Below are 17,459 nucleotides of genomic sequence, written 5' to 3' on the forward strand. Positions count from 1 at the left end.
CTTGCGGCTACGACTCTCAATCCTGTTCATGGGCCGCTGCGGCGAATAACGCCAGCATCTGCTCCAAGCTGGCTTGCTCTTCCGGCAGGAACGGTTCGGTAGCGGTCAGCATTTGCTCGATAAGTCTCGCCATATCCCGTATCTCGTGGGGGCGGCTACCCGCCAATAATGCGGGTATGGCAGCGATCGCCGCATCGAGGTCGAGGCGCATCAGCTTGGCTTGGCGTCGAAACAGTGCGCGGAAGGTGGTCATGTTGAAAGTAGCCAGGTAGTCCGGCTGTTGCATCTGGGCCGCGAGATTAGCCCGTCGCTCATCGGCTTCACCTTGAAAACGTCGGACAAAGAGCAGTGCACGAATAGCGGCTTCCAGCAGGCCGCCCTGATCGATCTCTGCGCGTAGGCGTTTGCTCTCCTCCGCGACGAAGGCACGATGCTCCGGCGAGACACCGGGATGCGGACGTGAGGGCTGGTCATCGGCGGCTAGCCCAGCTACGGCCTGTACCCAGGGGGACCCGTAGATCAGGTTGAATGTGCGCTCGTAAGTGTTATCACGCTGTATGCGCCAATGATCCAGCGCCGACACCAGGGCATCGGAGTAAGCTTGCTGCCATTGCACAAAGGGATTGTCACTGGCGACGGGGAGACGCGCTTCACGAATATGGCGTGCCTGCTCGGCCACCGTCGAGGCCAAGGGGTGCCGGCTCGACCAGCGTTCGTAGGCGATACGCAGTGGATGTACGCTCTGCAGCCAGTGGGCTAATGCAGGCGTGGACCGGGAGCGTACCCAGGGCTGAACGAACTGACGATAAAGCCCCAGGTTAATTCGTGATACCTGGTTGACAGCTGCAAATTTTCGGTCGTTTTCCTCGTCTGGCTGAACGATTGCGCGGACGTCTTCGACACGGCGAGCCTTGAACGACAATACGAAGTCGCCCTCGACCAGCTCGGCTTGTGGCATGTCCTCGGTCTTATCCTGAATCTCTGCTTGGTAGATACCGGCGGGCAGCACGTCGATTAAGTCTATGTTACTGGCGAATTTTTGGTGCTCCTTGCGGCCTACGCTGCCGGAAACAAAGATCCCCAGGTGGCCGATGTTGTCGTGTACTGCGTAGACAATGGTCTGGTCGTGACTGATCACTTCATCATCATCGCGGTAGAGGTCGGTGATCCAGCCAAGTGCCTGCGGAGGAGGGGAGATATTGTCGCCATTGGAACAGAACACCACGATCGGTGAGCGGATATTGCGTAAGTCCAGGCGGATTCCATCCGAGGTGACCAGCTCGGCGCTCGACAGACGGTTACCGATAAACAGGTTGTCAACGATATACTGCATTTCGACGGCGTTGAGGAAGACGTGGCCACCCCAGTATTTCTCAAAGCCCAGGTAGCGCGGCGCCTCGGTATCGATATTGGCGTACAGGTTGTACTGTTTGCCCCACAGGGTGTTGGCGGGGTTGAGACTTTCAAAGTTTTGCACCAAGTGGGCACCGTCGAAGCGACCGTTGCCCAGATCGCTGGCCAGCGCAGTTGCCCAACTGCCGCCGAGCAGACCACCCGCGTAGCGCATGGGGTTCTTACCCGGCCCGCCGGCCCAGTACGATACTGGGGTGCCAGCGACAATGATGGGGCCAAACAGCTCGGGACGCAGAGCCGCGGCCATCAGTATCTGCCACCCGGCCTGGCAGTTGGCGACCACCGCAGGCTTGCCTTCGCTGTGTGGATGCAGCTCGGTGACCTTCTCAAGGAAGGCGACTTCTGCGCGCATTACGTCTTCGACGGTTTGACCCGGCTCGGGGTCGGGGCCGAAGCCGATAAAATAGCAGGGATGCCCGGCAGAAAGTGCGACACCGACCTCACTCTCAGCCTTGAAACCGCCAATCCCAGGGCCATGGCCAGCACGCGGATCGACCACCACGAAGGGCCGCTTGTGAGGTTCTACGGGAACATCTTCCAGTGCTTGAATTCGCGCCAGCCCATAGTTCACTGGGCGCGGTAGATCGCGACCTGAGACGACGACGTCATAGGCGAAGTCGAGCACATGTGGGGCGTCATCTTCCAGATGCTCCCGGTACTGGTCACCACGCTGACGCATCACATCAGCATAGAGTACGGCACGTTGCCAAGCATCGGTCGAGTAATCCAGTGCGGCAGCCGCATACCCCTGAGTCATGTCCAGTAGTGGCCACCCAGCAGGGCGCTGGGTGGGTTCATTAAGCGCTTTTACCATGGGATCTTCTCCTTTGTAAGAGAATAGTGCCGAGTGGGAGGGGCGATGTCCCCCTCCCGTTACGCGGGCCGCTTAGTACATATGCTGCCCGCCGTTCATCGCCACATTACTGCCGGTCATGAAACCAGCTTGTTCGCTACAGATGAAGGCGATCAATGTGGCTATCTCGTCCGGTTTGCCGAGCCGCCCAACCGGAATCTGGGAGATCACCTTCGACTCCAATACCTCCTTGGGTACCGCCATCACCATGCTGGTCTCTAGGTAGCCAGGAGAGACGGTGTTGACGGTAACGCCACGCTTCGCCACTTCCATGGCCAGCGACTTGGTGAAGCCATGAATGCCAGCCTTGGCAGCGGCGTAGTTGGTCTGGCCGAACTGGCCCTTGGAACCGTTGATCGAGGAGATATTGACGATACGCCCCCAGCCGCGCTCGACCATTGCGTCGCAAAATGGCTGGGTCATATGGAACATCGAGTCCAGATTGGTACGCATCACCGCATCCCAGTCGACCTTTGTCAGTTTGCGGAAGGTGGCATCGCGGGTGATGCCAGCGTTATTGATCAGAATGTCGACAACGGTGCCTTCGGCCTCGATATTGCTTGCCAGTCGCTGACAATCGTCAAAGTTGGCCACATCGACGGCGTAGGCGGAGAAGTGGTAGCCCTTACTGGCCTGCTGCTGCAGCCACGTTTGGACATGGTCATTGTTGGGCGAGTGAGTGACCAGGACGTGATGTCCCGCATCGTGGAGTGTCCGCGCGATAGCTTCACCGAGGCCGCCCATGCCACCAGTTACAAGTGCTGTGTGTTGAGCTGTCATCCGTTCACTCTCCTTTTTTTGCTGTGTCTTGGGCGTCTGGTGTGCAGGTGTATAGCCAGTAGAGCGCTGGAGAGTTAGCACAGGTAGTGTCAAGCAAGGCTTTTGTCGTTTGAACCTGCCAACTTAATAGAGCTTCATACAGGCCCATTAGCAGAGCGCTCTGATTATCAAAGATCTGCTGCATTGGGGGTACAGCGAGGGGCTGGGTGCCGAGTTCGTACCATGTCTGCTGACTTTTCTGCACTAGCGCTATCGTTTGTTGGCAAAGGTTCTGATTAGCTTGATAAAGTGCCAGAGGTAAGATGGTATTGTGGTTCATTGTATATTCCTTCTGGTGTGATGCGCCGATGTGCGCGCGGGTTGCATCAGGCCATCTGGCTGATGGTCTTGCGAAAGCGAGAGAGCGAAATGGCGAACAGAGCGCTGCCAATGACTAACAGTGTCAGAAACTGTCCCCATACAACGTCGATGCCGGCACCGCGAAACAGAATGGCCTGGCTTAGCTCGACGAAGTGGGTTGTGGGTGCCAGCAGCATAAGGTTCTGGACGAGCTCGGGCATGCTCTCGCGGGGCGTGGTGCTTCCTGAGAGCATCTGTAGGGGTAGCAGGAACAGGATCATCAGCATGCCGAACTGGGGCATGCTACGGGCCAGCGTCGCCAGGAAGATGCCCATTGAGGTGGTGGCAAACAGGTGCAGGGCCGCGCCAGCCAGAAACAGTGCAACCGATCCCTCTATCGGCACTTGAAGCAGGCCGCGTACGACGAAAGTCAGCGATAACGTCACCGCTAGCAACACCACAACCCCCATCGACCACACCTTGGCCAGCATGATTTCGGCAGGGGTCACTGGCATCACCAGCAAGTGCTCGATGGTGCCGTGCTCGCGCTCGCGAATTAGTGCCGCGCCAGTGAGGATGATTGAGAGCATGGTCACGTTGTCGATGATCGACATCAGTGAGCCAAACCATGCTTGGTCAAGGCCCGGATTGAAGCGCGCTCGTAGTGCCAAGTTGACTGGTGGGATGGTGCTTGCGCGGTAGCGGCTTACGAACTCATTGATCTCGCCCATGACGATCTGCTGTACATAACTATTACCCGAGAAGGCCTGGCTCATGCGCGTGGCGTCGATATTGAGCTGGAGGTCGGGGCCGCGTCCGGCCAGCACGTCGCGCTGAAAGTTGGCGGGAATAACCAGTACGAACGTGTAGTCTCCGGCATCTAGACCCGCATCCATTTCCTGGAAGGTGATGATTTGCGGGTGCACGAACTGTGGTGGGTAGAAGGCCGATACGATACGCGTGGAAAGCGGTGAGTCGTCTTCGTCGACGATAGCGATAGGAGCGTTGTTCAGCGTCTCGGGCATTGCCGTCGCGGAAGTGTAGACCGAAGCAGTGAACACATAGACGATCAGCACCAGCATTATGGGGTCACGCAATAGACTCCAGAACTCTTTGACGCCCAGGCGATAAATGTTTGCAATCCTGCGCATCTCAGCTCTCCTGCTTTTTCAGTAGGGCGATCGCCATGCCCATGATCACCGGTACCGCCAGCAGCATCGGCAGGAACGACCCGATAAGGTCACCTAGCCCTAGGGACTTGCTGAATACGCCGCGGCTAATGGTGAACATGTAGCTGGCTGGATAAATATTGCCGATGAAGCGTCCGGTGCCTTCCAGCGACGAGACCGGATCGGTGAGGCCCGAAAATTGGATGGCGGGAATCAGCGTACCGATCATAGCGAAGAACATAGCGGCGATCTGGCTGTGGGTGATGGTCGAGGCCAGCAGGCCCATGCCGGTGGCGATGATGGAAAATACCAGGGCCGACAGCGCTAGGGTCGGGAAGCTACCGGTGATCGGTACGCCGAACAATGTGATCGCCAGCCCGGTCATCAATAAAAAATTGACCATTGCCAAGCCGATGTAGGGAATTTGCTTGCCGATCAGAAACTCGGCGCGGGTGACAGGGGTGACATAAAGGTTGATGATTGAGCCCATCTCTTTTTCACGCACCACCGAGAGTGCCGTGAGCATTGCTGGCAACATCAGCAACAGCAGTGGAATCACGGCAGGAACCATTGCTGGCAGGCTCTGAATGTCAGGATTGTAGCGGTAGCGGTTCTCGATATTGGCGGCCCCGGTACCCATCTCGGCTCCGGATTGCCTTGCCTGCGCCAGCAGCCACTGCTGGTGGATACCTTGCACGTAGCCCCGTACGGTTTCGGCGCGCTGGGGCATGGCGCCGTCGATCCATGCGCCGATATCGACATCGTGGCCACGCTTTACATCACGACCAAACCCGGGGGGAATTTCGATTGCCAGGGACAGCTCCCCGCTGCGCATACGTCGATCCAACGCGGCATAGTCTGAGATAGGCGGGCGCTCTCTAAAGTAATGGGGCGATCCCGAGAGGTTCAGCGCGTAGCTCTGACTTAGCGACGTCTGGTCGCGGTCAAGGATGGCGTAGCTGAGCTCCTCCACGTCCATGCTGATGCCAAAACCCATAACGAACATCAGGATCAGCGAGCCAACCAGCGCCAGGGTCGCACGCACCGGATCGCGGCGTAGTTCGAGAGTTTCGCGCCACATGTAGCTGAGCATCCGCTGGAGACTGAAGCGTCGATGGCGTGTTGTGTCGTGATGAGTCTCTGCGGTGACGAGCGGCGTATCCGGGGCATCGCTGGCTTTTTGTGGTGAAGTCTCCTGCGCGGAATTCTCCTGATCGGCGCCAGCTTCGAGCAGGTAGCCGATGAAGGCTTCTTCCAGGGTCGCCGCACCGCGTTTCGCTACCAGTGCTGAGGGGGTATCGCTGTCGAGCACCTTCCCTGCGTGCATCATCGACATGCGGTCGCAACGCTCGGCTTCGTTCATGAAGTGGGTGGAGATGAAGATCGTCACGCGGTCGCGGCGCGACAACTCAATCAGCAGGCGCCAGAAGGCGTCGCGGGCGATGGGGTCCACGCCGGAAGTGGGTTCGTCAAGAATCAGTAGCTCGGGTTTATGGACCATTGCCACCGCCAGGGAGAGACGCTGACGGATGCCCAGTGGCAGGCTCTCCGGCAGGGCGTCGAGCGCCTGCTCGAGACTGAACCGTTCGACCATCTCGGCGACCTTTGCCGATATGTCATGTTCTGCGATCTGGAACAGGCGCGCATGCAGCACCAGGTTCTGACGTACGGTCAGTTCGCCGTACAACGAGAATGCCTGGGACATGTAGCCAACCCGGCGACGCGTGTTAATGTCGCGGGGATCCACTTCCTGGCCAAACAGCCAGGCTTGGCCCTCGCTGGCGGGTAGCAGCCCCGTGAGCATCTTCATGGTGGTCGACTTACCGCAGCCGTTGGAGCCGAGAAAGCCAAAGATCTCGCCACGCCGGATGCGGAAGCTCACATGGTCGACGGCGATGAAGTCGCCAAAACGCATGGTGAGGTCCTTGGCCTCGATGGCGACTTCATTGTCATCCTGCGCCAGCGGCGGGATGTGCACCGGCGCATAGCCGCGCTTTTTTTCTTCCGGCAACAGCTCGATGAACGCCATTTCCAGGGAGTCGCTGTGGGTGCGTGCAAGTAGTTCCTGCGGGGAGCCGGTGGCAAGTATTTTGCCGGCGTCCATAGCCACCAACCAGTCGAAACGCTGGGCTTCGTCCATGTACGCGGTGGCGACCAACACACTCATCTGCGGGCGGTCAACACGAATGCTTGCAATTAACTCCCAGAATTGGGCGCGGGCCAGCGGGTCCACGCCGGTCGTGGGCTCGTCGAGAATCAGCAGGTCGGGGTCGTGAATCAGCGCGCAGCAGAGTCCGAGCTTCTGCTTCATGCCGCCAGAGAGTTTGCCAGCGGGTCGCTCGAGGAAGGTATATAGCCCGGTGCTGCGGGTCAGGTCGTCGATACGCCGCCGGCGTTCACCGGCTCCGTGGCCGAATAGTCGGGCGAAGAACTGCAGGTTCTCCTCCACCGAGAGCGTAGGGTAGAGGTTCTTACCTAGCCCTTGTGGCATATAGGCGATGCGCGGGCCAACTGAGTTACGGTGGCGCTTGTCGCTCATGTCGCCGCCCAGCACCTTGATCACACCCTGTTGCACGGCACGAGCGCCAGCGAGCAGCGACAGCAGGCTGGATTTGCCGACGCCATCCGGGCCAATCAGCCCGACCATACAGCCGGACGGCAGTGCCAGATCCAGCGCGTCCAGGGCTATGGTGCGGCCGTAGCGTAAGGTGAGCGCGCTGACTTGGGCTACGGGTTGCGTCTTCTCGCTCATGGGGTGACGTTGACCTCTAGGTGGTCGGGCCAGGTGGCGTCATCCTCGAGCTTCAGGTAGGCCATGCCGGGCAGGCCTGTTTTGACCTGCTCGATATGCTCAAGCAGCAGCTTTGGATCGATCTGGGCGCGCACGCGGAACATCAGTTTCTCGCGTTCGCTCTCGGTTTCCACGCTCTTGGGGGTGAACTGGGCGACGCTGGCCACGAAACTCACCCGTGCCGGGATCACGAAGTCAGGGGCAGCATCCAGCACCAGGCGTACCTCGTCACCAATGCCCACCCGACCAGCATCTCGAGTGGGCATAAAAAAGGTCATGTAGACCTTGGTGAGGTCGATCAGGTTGAGTACCTTGCCACCGGCACTGAGCACCTCGCCCGGTTCGGCCACCCGGAGCTGTACACGGGCCAAGCGGTCGGCTTTGAGCTCGCTGTCGTCCAGGTCGGCCTCAATGCGCTGGATCGCGGCAAGGGTGGCTTCTATCTCTGACTCGGCCTCAATGACCTGGGATTCGGAAGCGCGGATGGCGGCCTGAGCGGAGAGTACTTGGGCATTGGCTGAGGCCAGGGCGGCCTGCTGGCTCTGGTAGTCGGCCAAGCTATCGTCGAACTGCTGGCGAGAGATGGCGTTGCGCTCCACTAGGCTGGCTGAACGCTCGTAGCGCTTGCGAGAGGCGTTTAGTTCTGCCTGGCGCTGGTTGACGATGGCTCTGGCGGTTTCCAGCTCGCTCTGGCGCATGGCTACCATGGCTCGAGCTGTCTCCAGGGCGTTTTCGGCCCGGCGGGACTGTGCGCTGGCCTGAGCCAGCTCAGCCTCCAGGGTGGCGGTATCCATACGGGCGACCACTTGGCCTGGATCGACGAACTCACCTTCCTCGACCAGTACTTCCTCGAGGCGGCCAGCGACCCGGGTGGCGATGTCGATCTCGGTGGCTTCGATGCGCCCATTGCCTTGGGTGATGCCCTCGCCTAGGCCCTCCGGCTGCAGTTCCCACCAGGTCAACCAGGCCGCGATGCCTATAACAACTATGGCTGCCAGGCCCTTGAACCACTGTCTTTTACTGCTGAACTTCATAATGTTGCATCCTCGGTTGGCGGATGGCCAGACGATTGATGAGCAGCTCAGAGGATGGGCCAGGGCCAAAGGGCTTAAGCTCGTCGCTCTGTGCCAGCGGTGGCGCATCACAGAACGTAATAAACGGATTCTATTATCCTATTATTATTAATTGTGATTTTGATTTAGGTCAATTAAATACCGACTAGTCGGTATTTAATTGATAGTATTTGCTATGAGCTGGGTAGCTATACCAAGGTTTTTTCGTCACTCTCAAATGTTAAATGAGCTACGTTGCGCAAAACTACTGTTAAGCCATACTTTTGGGGCAGCGCTAGAAAACAAAGGAGCACACAAGCGATGGGAGGTTGCGGCCATTTTTTAGCGCTCCCCAGGGAAAAGCCGCAGCAAGCAGTAAATTATCGTGCGTTGGTAGATTTAAACTTCCTGATACAGCTCACTCCCTTTGTTGCGGAACTTCTCCGCCTGCTCCTCCATGCCTTTCATCACCGCTTCCTGATCACCGTTCAGGCCGTGCTCATTGGCATAGTCACGCACTTCCTGGCTGATCTTCATGGAGCAGAACTTCGGCCCGCACATGGAGCAGAAGTGCGCCACCTTGGCGGAATCCTTCGGCAGGGTTTCATCGTGGTATTCACGGGCGGTATCCGGGTCTAGGCCCAGGTTGAACTGGTCCTCCCAACGGAATTCGAAGCGCGCCTTGGAAAGCGCGTTGTCGCGCCGCTGTGCCGCCGGATGGCCCTTGGCCAAGTCCGCTGCGTGGGCGGCAATCTTGTAGGTGATGATGCCGGTTTTGACATCGTCTTTATTGGGCAGGCCCAGATGTTCTTTCGGAGTGACGTAGCAGAGCATGGCGCAGCCAAACCAGCCGATCATCGCTGCCCCAATACCCGAGGTAATATGATCGTAGCCGGGAGCGATATCCGTCACCAGCGGGCCGAGGGTATAGAAGGGCGCTTCGTCGCAGTATTCCAGCTGCTTATCCATGTTCTCTTTCACCAAGTGCATGGGCACGTGGCCGGGACCTTCGATCATCACCTGCACATCGTGTTTCCAGGCGATATGGGTCAGCTCGCCAAGGGTCTTGAGCTCCGCCATTTGCGCTTCGTCGTTGGCATCCGCCACCGAGCCGGGGCGCAGGCCATCGCCGAGGGAGAACGCCACGTCGTACTGCTTACAAATCTCGCAGATGTCTTCGAAGTGGGTGTACAGGAAGCTCTCTTGGTGATGATACAAACACCACTTGGCCATAATCGAGCCGCCACGGCTAACAATGCCGGTGACCCGCTTGGCGGTGAGCGGCACATAGCGCAACAGTACGCCCGCGTGAATGGTGAAGTAGTCCACGCCCTGTTCAGCCTGCTCAATCAGGGTGTCGCGGAAGACTTCCCAGGTGAGGTCTTCGGCCACGCCTTTGACCTTTTCCAGCGCCTGATAGATAGGCACCGTGCCAATCGGCACCGGCGAGTTACGCAGAATCCACTCGCGGGTTTCGTGGATATTCTGCCCGGTGGAGAGATCCATGATGGTATCCGCGCCCCAGCGGATGCCCCAGGTCATCTTATCCACCTCTTCTTCGATGGAAGACGTCACTGCGGAGTTGCCCAGGTTGCCATTGATCTTAACCAGGAAGTTGCGGCCAATAATCATCGGCTCGCTTTCCGGGTGGTTGATGTTATTGGGAATAATCGCCCGGCCACGAGCCACTTCATCGCGCACAAACTCGGGCGTGATCTCTTCCGGCAGGCTGGCGCCAAAGCTCTGACCTTTATGCTGGTGGCCCAGAATGCGCTCCACTTCTTCAGACCCTAACGCCTGGCGGCGCTGGTTTTCGCGGATGGCAATAAACTCCATTTCTGGGGTGATAATGCCTTGGCGGGCGTAGTAAAGCTGAGTGACGTTTTTACCCGGCTTGGCCCGTCGTGGCGTGCGGGTTAAATCAAAGCGCAGCTGGGCAAGGGTGGGATCGTTGGCGCGGCGGTTGCCATATTCCGACGTGGGGCCGGTGAGAAACTCGGTGTCATCGCGCTCTTCAATCCAGGCCCGGCGTAGGGCGGGTAAGCCTTTGCGTAAATCGTTGATAGCCTCTGGATCGGTGTAGGGGCCAGAAGTGTCGTACACCAGCAGCGGCGGGTTCTCTTCATCAATGCCGGTAGTTTTGGTCGGCGACAGTGAAATTTCCCGGAACGGCACGCGAATATCGGGCCGCGAGCCTTCCACGTAAACCTTGCGCGAGCCGGGCAGTGGCGCAATGGCGGCGGCATCGACTTGGGCGGTTTCGGCTAAAAAGTGACTGGTTTTGCTCATTACGGTCTCCATAGGTTGTTGTGGTGCTGCATTAAGCTGTCAGGTCTTGGTCTATGAGCTCTAGGCCCATCTGCCAGAAGTCGATTTCCAGGCGGGTGGCATCGCGGAAAATTTTGCTGAGTTCAGCAAAGCGGGCGGGGGTGACATCGGCTAAGCGGGCGTTGAGCCATTCAAGCTCCGCCTGCATGGCGGCCTGAAACTCGTCGCCTTCATACATGGCAATCCAGGCGTCATAGGGGTTTTGCTCGCCACGCAGCGTAGAAGGCTGGGCGTTCAGCCAGTTGGCGATTTCGCCATATCCCACTAGGCAGGGGGCCAGCGCCACGTGCAGGTCTAGCAGGTCGCCGCGGCTGCCGGTATCCAGCACATAGCGGGTGTAGGCAAGCGTCGCCCTGGCTTCGGGAAGCGCTTCCAGCTCCTGCTCGGAAATCCCCCATTCGTTACAAAAGCCCACGTGCAGGCCCAACTCCACGTCCACGATGGCTTTCATGCCGTCATGGGCCTGGCGAAGATCGGCGAGGGTGGGGCTTTTATAGGCAGCCAGCGCGTAGGCGCGGGCGAAGTGGATCAAAAACAGGTAGTCCTGCTTTAAGTAGTGGCGAAACGACGCCTCAGGCAGCGTGGCATTGCCCAATTGACGCACAAAATCGTGCTCGATATAGGCGCGCCATTCATCGTGACAAGCATTGGTGAGATCGGTAAAGCAGTAGCCCATGATGCCTCCGGTAGTGATGATCCGGAGGGCAGGCGAGAGATCGAGGGAATGGCGCGGAAAGGTGGCGTGCGATCGTGGGAGAAAGCTAGCCATGGCCATCGCTTGATCCCTACGCCGGTACCCGTGCTGCTCTTTATATGAGCAGCTCATTAGCCGGATCAGGTTCAGCGGGACCAGCGCTTTGGCAGTATCACGTAGATACGCCCTGCGCCATCTCAGCCGGATTCACCGGCACCCCGTCAAGCAGTTAGGAGCCTCTGATTAACGTTTTCAACGCCGTATAGGCAAGCGCAATAGTTAATCATGAGGTTCCATCGTGAGTGGAGTGTAGGAGGCGGGTAGGGGAGATGCAAGAGGGGATGGTTGGAAATGGTCAACCGGGAAAGCTGCGACTTTTGGACAGTCGGCCAAAATTGGCTTTGCTTTGAAGAGGGTCAATGGGTAGAGTCGGTATGGTTATCCGGCCCTTTTTCAGAAGAGGGCAGTGACAATATTATTAATTTTGTTACCTTATGTGATGGCTGCTCAGCTTGTTGATTCGGTGAAGAGCCTTTTGTCGGTTTTCTGCCCTTGCAGATAATCTACGCAGGCGTTTGCGGAGAGTATGAACTTCACTCAAGACGTGTCTTTTCTCGACCACCGCCCTGTTCCAGCTCGACAACGGATTCCAGCAAGCGCCGTGCGTTTTTTGGTACGCGCAGAAGGTAAGCGGTTTCTTGCAGTGCCTCGTAGTCTTCCAGAGAGATCATGACCACGGATGGAGATTTATTCCGGGTAATGACCACAGGGGAGTGGTCTTCACAGACCTGCTCCATGATTTTTGCTAGTTGGGTTCTAGCGGCGGTGTAGCTGATGGCATCCATAAGAGTGCTCCTGAACGCGACTTTGATGGGCACTTACTCACACCATCATTAAGCCCTGCTTACGTGTTGGCGGCGCGTAGGCGGCGTCGATCTGTGCTAGATCCTCTTCGTCGAGCCGGATGCTGTGTGCGTTGGCGTTCTGTTTGAGGTGATCTAGGTTCACGGCTTTAGGAATAGCGATCACACCAGGGTGGCGCAGTACCCAGGCAAGCGCCACTTGCGCGGGGGTGGCGCTGTGTTTGTCGGCGATGTGTTGCAGGGTGGCGTTATGCAGCAGCGCGCCGCCTTGCCCGATGGGGCAGTAGGCCATCAGCGGCATGTGGTGTTGTGCCTGCCAGGGCAGCAGGTCGTACTCAATGCCCCGTGCTTCGGGGTTGTAGAGCACCTGATTGGTGGCGCAAGTTGGCGCGTCTAGCTCGGTTAGGTCGTCAACGTCAAAGTTTGACACGCCCCAGCGCAGAATCTTGCCCTGCTCACGCAGCCGCTCAAACGCTTCCACTGTTTCGCTCAGCGGGTACTGGCCGCGCCAGTGCAGCAGGTAGAGGTCGATAGTGTCGGTGCCCAGTCGGCGCAGGCTGCGCTCGCAGGCGGCTTGAACACCCTTAGTGCTGGCGTTGTGCGGGTAGACCTTGCTGACCAGATACACCTCATCACGCCGGCCTCGGATCGCTTGGCCAACGACTTCTTCAGAACCGCCCTCGGCATACATCTCTGCGGTATCGATCAGCGTCATGCCCATATCCAGGCCTTCACGCAGCGCTCTGACCTCAGCCTGCCGCTGCCCGGCATCCTCGCCCATGTGCCAAGTGCCCTGGCCTATACGGGGTACGCTGTCTCCGCCTAGTTCGATCGTCTGCATATTTCACTCTCCTAGTGTATTTCCTGCTGTGATGCTGTTCTGACTGCCTAAGGCAATCGCCGTTCATGGACCAAGCGTAGACGATCCGTATCGAAAGCCGCCCCATTTGAGAAGCACATCGGTGATCTTGCTGGCGCTATTACGCGTCGTAGATCTCCAGCGGTATTATCGAAACGGGCCGCTATACTGCCAAATACCCCTATTAAACATTGGCGAATAACGACCCGTTGGAGGCGTGACAGAGGGCGCCTAGCCCACTGATCCTCAACAGGAGGCTCACGTGTCAGAACAACATAAGGCCCACATTGCAGCGTTTCTCGACCGCGTTCTCACATCCGGTGAGATTTCCGCTACTGGCGACTACTTTCATGACGATATGGTGGAAGAGGTTCCGTTTCCAGGCCAGGGGCCAGGCCTTGCAGGGCTCATGGAAACGTTAGTCGAACTGCGAACAGCCTTCCCAGATATGCGCTGGCGCGTCGAGGAGCAGATTGCAGAAGATAACCGCGTCTTAACACGCTTCGTTTGGGAAGGAACTCAGCGAGGTGCTTTTCTGGGAATACCACCGACCCACCGCGCCGTCAGCGTGTGGGGCATGGTCATTGACCAATTTGAAGGGCCAAAGGTGAAGTCCACTCGTATCCTCATGGATACGATGGGCTTGATGCAGCAGCTTGGGGCGTTACCCGGCGCGCCCTGAACGATGGCGTTCAGGGATACATTATTGTGATATCAAAGTGCCATTTAACCGTACTGTTGAAACCGGTATATAGCGCGCAGAGTTTTCTAAAGGCGGTTACGATCATGCTGAGTAATCCCCTGACATCCAGAGACTCTACCTGTCAATTTGCCAGTGCATTGTGGCGTTATGCTCCAAGGTCATGCTATGGATGAGTTAGAGACCAGGGAAACCTAACCAGCCTGCTGAGCGGCGTTAGCCGCCCAGGTTTTTATCGTCATTTACCGGGTGCATTTCATGTCTAAGAAAGTCGTTATGTTTGAATACGAGAAAGAAACCAAAAACAGCGTTCGTTACAAGGAAGTGCCTGATGAAGGAACCGCACCTATCGTGGGCACTCTGTATGTACAGAAATGGTTTGCTGGCGATAGCAAAACGATTGAAGTAACGATAGACAAAAAAGACTAGCTGTCTGGCCACATTTACTATCGTTACTGTGTTAATTATTTGAAAACTAGTGATTCTTCTTCAACGCTAAATAGTGCTCTATGCCTTCTATCTTGTCTTCCGCGTGGTGGTTGACGTAGAGCACGGTGGTTTCTGAGCCTTGGCAGATTTTTTCGATCAGGGCGAGGACGAGTTGGCGGTTGATGTCGTCCAGGCCAAGGCAGGGTTCATCTAGAATCAGCAGGGGCGGATGTTTGACCATGGCGCGGGCAATGAGCAGTAGGCGCTGGTCGCCGTAAGAGAGCTTGTTGAACGGCTGGTCGGCGCGGTCTTTCATACCCAGTAGTGCGAGCCACTGGTCGGCAATTTTTTTCTGGCTGTCGGTGGACTTGGTGTACATGCCGATGCTGTCGTAGAAGCCGGAGATAATCACGTTTTTGCAGCTGGTGCTAACCCTGTATTCCCACTGCAGGTTAGTGGAGACATAGCCGATAAACTGTTTAATCTGCCAGATGCTTTCGCCATTACCACGCTGGAAACCAAACACGAAAATATCGTTGGTATAGCACTGCGGATGGTCGCCGGTGATCAGCGATAAAACGCAGGTTTTGCCGCTACCGTTAGGGCCGCTCAGTTGCCAATGTTGGCCCCGTTCTATCGTCCAATCGAGCTGATCGACAATCACCGTGTCGCCGTACTTGATAGTCGCTTGGGTTAGTTTGACTAATGGCTGGCTCGGGTCGAGAGGGGGGAGCTTATTGGTGGGGTCGGCCTCCGGCACGCTTAGGTCGGTGGTTTTTAAATGCAGTAATTGGTAGAGCTCATTGAAGGCGGCGTCGTCCTGACGGTCAACCGTGAGCTTCAGGCGGCCTTTGTCTCCACGCTGTTTAACCGAACGGTCTTTATCCCCCCGTTTTTTATCTAAATAGGCCACATGGGTGATGAAGTCCGGCATTTCATCAAAGCGGTTCAGCACCATGACCATGGGAACTGCGTCGATAATAGAGGCTAGATGTGCTTGCAGCATGGCGAGGGTGTCGACATCCAAGCCATCGAACGGTTCGTCTAAAATAAGTAAATCAGGCTGGTTGGCCAGTGCGCGAATCAACATGACTTTACGCGTTTCGCCGGTGGATAGTTTGCGGAACGCACGATCGAGCAGTTTGCTTAAGCCAAATTTTTCGACCAGGGAGTGGGCAAGTTCAGTGTTTTGGCAGTGGTCAAAAATCATTTCACTGACGGGGGTGCCGAGAGAAATGACGTCCATAATGTCGGCGTCGTCTTTTTTCAGCTCTTGGGCGATGAGCTCCGCCTGGACTTCAAAAGAGACGATTTCAACATTGTTGGGAAGGCCTTGAATGCTTCCGCTCTGGATGTCGCCAATGCCCGCGAGCGCAGCCGCTAGGGCGGATTTACCCGCGCCATTGGGGCCAGTGATAACCCAGTGTTGTTCTGGTGTAATGGTCCAATCAATCTCGCTTAGCGTGAAGCGATCATCAAAGCTGACCGTCGCTTTTGATAGGTGGATACGGTTTTGGTGAATATCGTCTAGGCGGGTTAACGAATCCATTACTCTCTTCCTTACGCTGTTCGAGGAACAAAAAAGCCGAGCATATCGTGATGATATCTCGGCTTTTTTTGGCGGCCTAGGTGTTGAAGACCTGAACGTCTATCGGTTAATCAGGCGATTAAACGATTTTTTTCATGTCAGCCATGTAGCCACGAAGAACCGAGCCAACCGCTTCTACGGGGTGTGAGCGAAGGGCGGTGTTAACTTCGATCAGGCGTGCGTTATCAACGCCGTTGTCGTCTAGCGAAAGGCCTTTACCGATCACGTCGGATTTGATGCCTTTCATAAAGTCTGCCAACAGCGGCACGCAGGCGTGGTTGTAGAGGTAGCAACCGTATTCCGCAGTATCCGAAATAGTAGCGTTCATTTCGTACAACTTCTTACGCGCGATGGTGTTCGCGATAAGCGGCGTTTCGTGTAGCGACTCGTAGTAAGCAGACTCAGCGATGATGCCCGCTGCTGTCATGGTTTCGAAAGCAAGCTCAACGCCAGCTTTCACCATAGCGACCATCAAAATACCGTTGTCGAAGAACTCTTGTTCAGTGATTTCGACATCGCCAGCGGGTGTTTTCTCGAAGTTGGTTTCAGCGGTTTCGGCGCGCCATTTTAGTAAGTTAGCGTCATCGTTCGCCCAGTCTTCCATCATTGTCTTAGAGAAGTGGCCGCTCATGATGTCGTCTTGGTGCTTGTTGTACAGCGGACGCATGATCTCTTTTAACTCTTCAGAAAGATCGAACGCTTTGATCTTCGCTGGGTTAGAAAGACGATCTAGCATGTTCGTTACGCCGCCGTACTTCAGCGCTTCGGTGACGGTTTCCCAGCCGTATTGAATCAAACGTGAGGCGTAGCCCGGGTCGATACCTTCTTCGATCATCTTGTCGAAGCACAGCAGTGAGCCCGTTTGCAGCATGCCGCACAGGATCGTTTGCTCACCCATCAGGTCGGATTTCACTTCCGCGATGAAAGAGGACATCAGCACGCCCGCTTTGTGGCCGCCAGTACCCACCGCGTAGGCTTTTGCCAGCGCAAGGCCTTCGCCTTTGGGGTCGTTGTCTTCGTGAACAGCGATCAAGGTGGGAACGCCGAAACCACGCACGTATTCAGCGCGAACTTCAGAGCCTGGGCACTTCGGTGCCACCATGATGACGGTTAAGTCGTCGCGAACTTTCATGCCTTCTTCTACGATGTTGAAACCGTGAGAGTAAGACAGGCAGGCGCCTTCCTTCATCAGCGGCATCACCGTGTTCACTACCGAGGTGTGCTGCTTATCGGGGGTGAGGTTCAACACAACGTCTGCAGTGGGGATCAGTTCTTCGTAAGTACCTACCACAAAACCGTTTTCAGAAGCATTTTTCCAGGACTGGCGCTTTTGCTCAATGGCTTCCGGGCGCAGTGCGTAAGAAACGTCCAGGCCGCTGTCGCGTAGGTTCAAACCTTGGTTAAGGCCTTGTGCGCCACAGCCGATAACCACCATTTTTTTGCCTTTCAGCGCTTCGACGCCGTCAGCAAACTCAGCGGTGTGCATGAAGCGGCATTGCGCTAGCTGAGCCAATTGCTCGCGTAGCGGTAAGGTATTGAAATAGTTAGCCATCGTTAACGTCCTAATTTTATGATCAATGTGTCGATGTAAGGTACACCGA

General features: G+C 56.6%; 14 protein-coding genes and 1 riboswitch. Of the genes, 2 read left to right on the top strand and 12 right to left on the bottom strand.

Annotation, left to right across the window (positions count from 1 at the left end; translation table 11 throughout):
- Nucleotides 1-16: 16 nt before the first annotated feature.
- The 10 genes from V8L70_RS01850 to V8L70_RS01895 form a co-directional block, all read right to left on the bottom strand.
- The gene (locus tag V8L70_RS01850) at nt 17-2,227 is read right to left on the bottom strand and encodes a DUF3141 domain-containing protein (RefSeq protein WP_336268661.1); all 2,211 of its coding nucleotides are present in this window, start codon (nt 2,225-2,227) and stop codon (nt 17-19) included.
- A 72-nt stretch (nt 2,228-2,299) separates the two neighbouring features.
- The gene (phbB, locus tag V8L70_RS01855) at nt 2,300-3,046 is read right to left on the bottom strand and encodes an acetoacetyl-CoA reductase (protein WP_022521710.1); all 747 of its coding nucleotides are present in this window, start codon (nt 3,044-3,046) and stop codon (nt 2,300-2,302) included.
- 4 nt (nt 3,047-3,050) lie between these two features.
- Nucleotides 3,051-3,365: a hypothetical protein gene (locus V8L70_RS01860; protein WP_336268663.1), complete on the bottom strand. Its 315-nt coding sequence runs from the start codon at nt 3,363-3,365 to the stop codon at nt 3,051-3,053.
- A 46-nt stretch (nt 3,366-3,411) separates the two neighbouring features.
- Entirely contained in the window at nt 3,412-4,536 is a 1,125-nt protein-coding gene (locus V8L70_RS01865; protein WP_336268664.1) for an ABC transporter permease, read from the bottom strand.
- 1 nt (nt 4,537) lies between these two features.
- Entirely contained in the window at nt 4,538-7,306 is a 2,769-nt protein-coding gene (gene rbbA, locus V8L70_RS01870) for a ribosome-associated ATPase/putative transporter RbbA (RefSeq protein ID WP_336268665.1), read from the bottom strand.
- Nucleotides 7,303-8,379, bottom strand: a complete 1,077-nt coding sequence (locus tag V8L70_RS01875) for an HlyD family secretion protein (protein ID WP_041157797.1) — start codon at nt 8,377-8,379, stop codon at nt 7,303-7,305. Before V8L70_RS01875 ends, rbbA begins: the two co-directional genes overlap by 4 nt.
- Before the next feature lie 417 nt (nt 8,380-8,796).
- On the bottom strand, nt 8,797-10,686 hold the full coding sequence (gene thiC / locus V8L70_RS01880) for a phosphomethylpyrimidine synthase ThiC (protein ID WP_336268666.1): 1,890 nt from the start codon (nt 10,684-10,686) through the stop codon (nt 8,797-8,799).
- A gap of 31 nt (nt 10,687-10,717) precedes the next feature.
- Entirely contained in the window at nt 10,718-11,401 is a 684-nt protein-coding gene (gene tenA / locus V8L70_RS01885) for a thiaminase II (RefSeq protein ID WP_336268824.1), read from the bottom strand.
- 89 nt (nt 11,402-11,490) lie between these two features.
- Nucleotides 11,491-11,650: riboswitch (TPP riboswitch) on the bottom strand.
- 362 nt (nt 11,651-12,012) lie between these two features.
- Entirely contained in the window at nt 12,013-12,264 is a 252-nt protein-coding gene (locus tag V8L70_RS01890) for a type II toxin-antitoxin system Phd/YefM family antitoxin (RefSeq protein ID WP_290674125.1), read from the bottom strand.
- 37 nt (nt 12,265-12,301) lie between these two features.
- Nucleotides 12,302-13,123 (bottom strand): aldo/keto reductase, encoded by an 822-nt coding sequence (locus V8L70_RS01895; RefSeq protein ID WP_336268667.1) that lies wholly within the window; start codon nt 13,121-13,123, stop codon nt 12,302-12,304.
- A 280-nt stretch (nt 13,124-13,403) separates the two neighbouring features.
- Here V8L70_RS01895 and V8L70_RS01900 point away from each other — a divergent pair, with 280 nt between their 5' ends.
- Together V8L70_RS01900 and V8L70_RS01905 are read left to right on the top strand one after the other, a co-directional pair.
- Nucleotides 13,404-13,823, top strand: a complete 420-nt coding sequence (locus V8L70_RS01900) for an ester cyclase (RefSeq protein ID WP_336268668.1) — start codon at nt 13,404-13,406, stop codon at nt 13,821-13,823.
- Between the two features lie 276 nt (nt 13,824-14,099).
- Nucleotides 14,100-14,270, top strand: coding sequence for a hypothetical protein (locus V8L70_RS01905; protein ID WP_336268669.1), 171 nt, complete (start codon nt 14,100-14,102; stop codon nt 14,268-14,270).
- A 46-nt stretch (nt 14,271-14,316) separates the two neighbouring features.
- Here V8L70_RS01905 and modF read toward each other — a convergent pair whose 3' ends face one another.
- Nucleotides 14,317-15,819, bottom strand: a complete 1,503-nt coding sequence (gene modF / locus V8L70_RS01910) for a molybdate ABC transporter ATP-binding protein ModF (protein WP_336268670.1) — start codon at nt 15,817-15,819, stop codon at nt 14,317-14,319.
- Between the two features lie 118 nt (nt 15,820-15,937).
- Nucleotides 15,938-17,410 carry a ketol-acid reductoisomerase gene (ilvC, locus tag V8L70_RS01915; RefSeq protein ID WP_336268671.1) on the bottom strand — a complete coding sequence of 491 codons (1,473 nt, stop codon included), beginning with the start codon at nt 17,408-17,410 and terminating at the stop codon, nt 15,938-15,940.
- Nucleotides 17,411-17,459 lie beyond the last annotated feature (49 nt).

The sequence above is a fragment of the Vreelandella arctica genome (assembly GCF_037070215.1).
Taxonomy (GTDB): Bacteria; Pseudomonadota; Gammaproteobacteria; order Pseudomonadales; family Halomonadaceae; genus Vreelandella; species Vreelandella arctica.

Coding starts and splice junctions, on each gene's coding strand:
- V8L70_RS01850 (WP_336268661.1), bottom strand. CDS start 2,227: ATGGTAAAAGCGCTTAATGAACCCACCCAGCGCCCTGCTGGGTGGCCA.
- phbB (WP_022521710.1), bottom strand. CDS start 3,046: ATGACAGCTCAACACACAGCACTTGTAACTGGTGGCATGGGCGGCCTC.
- V8L70_RS01860 (WP_336268663.1), bottom strand. CDS start 3,365: ATGAACCACAATACCATCTTACCTCTGGCACTTTATCAAGCTAATCAG.
- V8L70_RS01865 (WP_336268664.1), bottom strand. CDS start 4,536: ATGCGCAGGATTGCAAACATTTATCGCCTGGGCGTCAAAGAGTTCTGG.
- rbbA (WP_336268665.1), bottom strand. CDS start 7,306: ATGAGCGAGAAGACGCAACCCGTAGCCCAAGTCAGCGCGCTCACCTTA.
- V8L70_RS01875 (WP_041157797.1), bottom strand. CDS start 8,379: ATGAAGTTCAGCAGTAAAAGACAGTGGTTCAAGGGCCTGGCAGCCATA.
- thiC (WP_336268666.1), bottom strand. CDS start 10,686: ATGAGCAAAACCAGTCACTTTTTAGCCGAAACCGCCCAAGTCGATGCC.
- tenA (WP_336268824.1), bottom strand. CDS start 11,401: ATGGGCTACTGCTTTACCGATCTCACCAATGCTTGTCACGATGAATGG.
- V8L70_RS01890 (WP_290674125.1), bottom strand. CDS start 12,264: ATGGATGCCATCAGCTACACCGCCGCTAGAACCCAACTAGCAAAAATC.
- V8L70_RS01895 (WP_336268667.1), bottom strand. CDS start 13,123: ATGCAGACGATCGAACTAGGCGGAGACAGCGTACCCCGTATAGGCCAG.
- V8L70_RS01905 (WP_336268669.1), top strand. CDS start 14,100: ATGTCTAAGAAAGTCGTTATGTTTGAATACGAGAAAGAAACCAAAAAC.
- modF (WP_336268670.1), bottom strand. CDS start 15,819: ATGGATTCGTTAACCCGCCTAGACGATATTCACCAAAACCGTATCCAC.
- ilvC (WP_336268671.1), bottom strand. CDS start 17,410: ATGGCTAACTATTTCAATACCTTACCGCTACGCGAGCAATTGGCTCAG.